The following is a 2,498-nucleotide window of genomic DNA, read 5'->3' as shown; positions in this document are numbered from 1 at the left end:
AGATAATGTAAAAAAATATGCAGATACTGTTGTAATTACTGGTGGAGAACCCTTAATGTGGTCTATGGATTATATTACAGAATTACTTCAAAAAAATAATATAAAGACACATATAGAAACTTCAGGAGCTTATTCTTTTTCAGGAAAATGGGATTGGTTTTGTTTGTCTCCAAAAAAAACAAAATTACCTTTAAATGAGGTGTATAGAGAGGCAGATGAGTTAAAAATGATTATTCATAACAAATCTGATTTTGATTTTGCAGAAGAGCAAGCAAAAAAAGTGGGTAAAAAATGTCAACTTTATTTACAGCCAGAATGGAGTAAAAAAGAAAAAATGACTAAGCAAATTGTTGAATATGTGATGAAAAATCCGAAGTGGAAAATTTCTTTACAAACTCATAAGTATTTAAATATTCCTTAATTCTTGTAATTATTGCTCAGGTAGAAATCTTTTTTTTTGAAGCTTTTTCCTGCTTTTACTACTCAGTCTTTTTGCTGATTCCTGAATTAAATTCAGGAACCAGCAAAAAGGATTTCAAACAAAAAGCCTGTCTTGAACCAAGTCGAAAGGTTCAATCAGGGCCAAACTAATCTAGTTATTTATTGAATTTGAGCAATTTTTTGATCAATTAAAGAGCAAACTCGTTCAAACTGTTCATTTATCCCCATATCCGAATTATCAAATTCTATAGCATCCTCTGCCATTACTAATGGTGAGTCTTTACGAGTAGAATCTATGCGATCTCTTTCTTGTACATTAAATAAAATATCTTTAAAACTAACATCATCACCTCTGTCTATTAATTCTTTATAACGTCTGGTAGCTCTTTTGTCTGCAGAAGCAGTCATAAATAATTTTAAGTCAGCATTCGGAAAAACAACGGTTCCTATATCTCTACCATCCATAACCACTCCATCATTTTCGCCCATTTTTTGTTGTTCTAAAACTAACTTCTTTCTAACTTCAGAAATCTCAGCAATTTTACTTACAAATTGAGATACTTTTAAGCTCCTTATTTCTTGTTCAACATTTACACCATTTAAATACATTTCTGCAAATCCTAATTCTTCATTAAAAATAAACTTAAGCGAGATATTTTTAAGGTTTGAAACTAATGATTCTGAATCAAAAAAATCAGAACCAATAAAATTATTTTCTATAGCAAATAAGGTAACAGCTCTGTACATAGCACCAGTATCTACATAAATAAAATTATATTTTTTTGCAATTAATTTAGCAATAGTACTTTTCCCTGTTGATGAAAAGCCGTCTATAGCAATGGTAATTTTATTATTCATTTTATCTTCTTCTACTATCCAAATCAATTTCTAAACTAAATGTACTTACATTTGAAGCCGCATGAAATCTAGAATTTGCATAATTAAATTTAAATCTATTCATTTTTATTCCAAACCCAAAAGAGATACCACTAAAGGTTCGTGCATTTTGCAACTTTAATTCAGCAGCTCTTCTAAAATTATAGCCCAATCTAATATTAATTAACTTTTCTGGAAATAATTCTGCTCCTATTACAAAGTGTCTAAGTGTGTTATTTAAAAACCCTATTTTTTCTGATGTTACATTACCCTCTAAATCAGTAGTTTGTTCAGAAGGATTAGGTACTGAAACATCCCATTTTTGTAAATTATCTAATGTAAAATACCATTTTAATGGTACATATTCTAATTTATAACTTCCTCCAAGTGATACTTTTAATGGTAGTTTTTCTTTTGTTGAATCAAAAGAAGTAATCTGAGTACCAATATTTCTAGCAACCAAAGTAATAGAAAAAGGCTTAAATGGACTAGAATACAAAAGTGCAAAATCTAAAGCTACACCTGTAGAATTAAAAATACTAATTGTAGATGTAATAAACTTTAAATTTGTTCCTACATAAATATTAGAGTTTGGAAAATTATAAGCATAACCTATTGATAGAGCAATATCATTTGCATTAAAATTACCTGTTTCATTACCTTGTTCATCAGCTCCAATTAACGAACCATAATTTAAATAAGTAATATTAGCATGAATAGTTCCAAATCTCCTAGAAATTTCTCTTGCATAGGATACAGAACCAATATTTATTCCTGCTAAATAACTAGAATAATTAACAGATAACCTTCTGTCTATATTGTTATTTATAGTAGAAGGGTTCCAAGTTGGTTGATTTATATCATCATTCAAATTTAAAACTTCACCACCCAATGCAATCTGTCTTGCAGAAGTAGGGATATTTAAAAATTGATATACCTGCTCTCCTCCTACCTGTCCATAAATTGGAAGCATAAAGAAAAAACTTATTAATGAAGAAAAAAAAACTAATTTCATAAACTAATAACAAATAAACAAAGTAATATATTATTAACGAAAATAAATCAATATATTTTATAAAATGGATTTAATATAATTATTGTTTTTCTTACTCAATAAGAAAGAAGAAAAATTTGATGTAAAAAAAAACCTCATATCAAAAGATATGAGGTTTAAGTTACTG

General features: G+C 28.1%; 3 protein-coding genes. 1 reads left to right on the top strand and 2 read right to left on the bottom strand.

The genetic code is table 11. The features are described from left to right. On the top strand, positions 1 to 421 hold a 421-nt coding region (locus ACTG3S_RS14195; RefSeq protein WP_439129987.1), incomplete at its 5' end, for a 7-carboxy-7-deazaguanine synthase QueE. A gap of 179 nt (positions 422 to 600) precedes the next feature. Here ACTG3S_RS14195 and cmk read toward each other — a convergent pair. Further along, positions 601 to 1,299: a (d)CMP kinase gene (gene cmk, locus ACTG3S_RS14190; RefSeq protein WP_439129988.1), complete on the bottom strand. Its 699-nt coding sequence runs from the start codon at positions 1,297 to 1,299 to the stop codon at positions 601 to 603. Position 1,300: 1 nt separating this feature from the next. Then, positions 1,301 to 2,290, bottom strand: a complete 990-nt coding sequence (gene porQ, locus ACTG3S_RS14185) for a type IX secretion system protein PorQ (protein WP_439129986.1) — start codon at positions 2,288 to 2,290, stop codon at positions 1,301 to 1,303. Positions 2,291 to 2,498: the final 208 nt, after the last annotated feature.

The organism is Polaribacter sp. (assembly GCF_965656025.1).
Classification (GTDB): domain Bacteria; phylum Bacteroidota; class Bacteroidia; order Flavobacteriales; family Flavobacteriaceae; genus Polaribacter.
The sequence above is the reverse complement of the archived record's forward strand: the minus strand, read 5'-3'. Positions and strand labels throughout refer to the sequence as shown.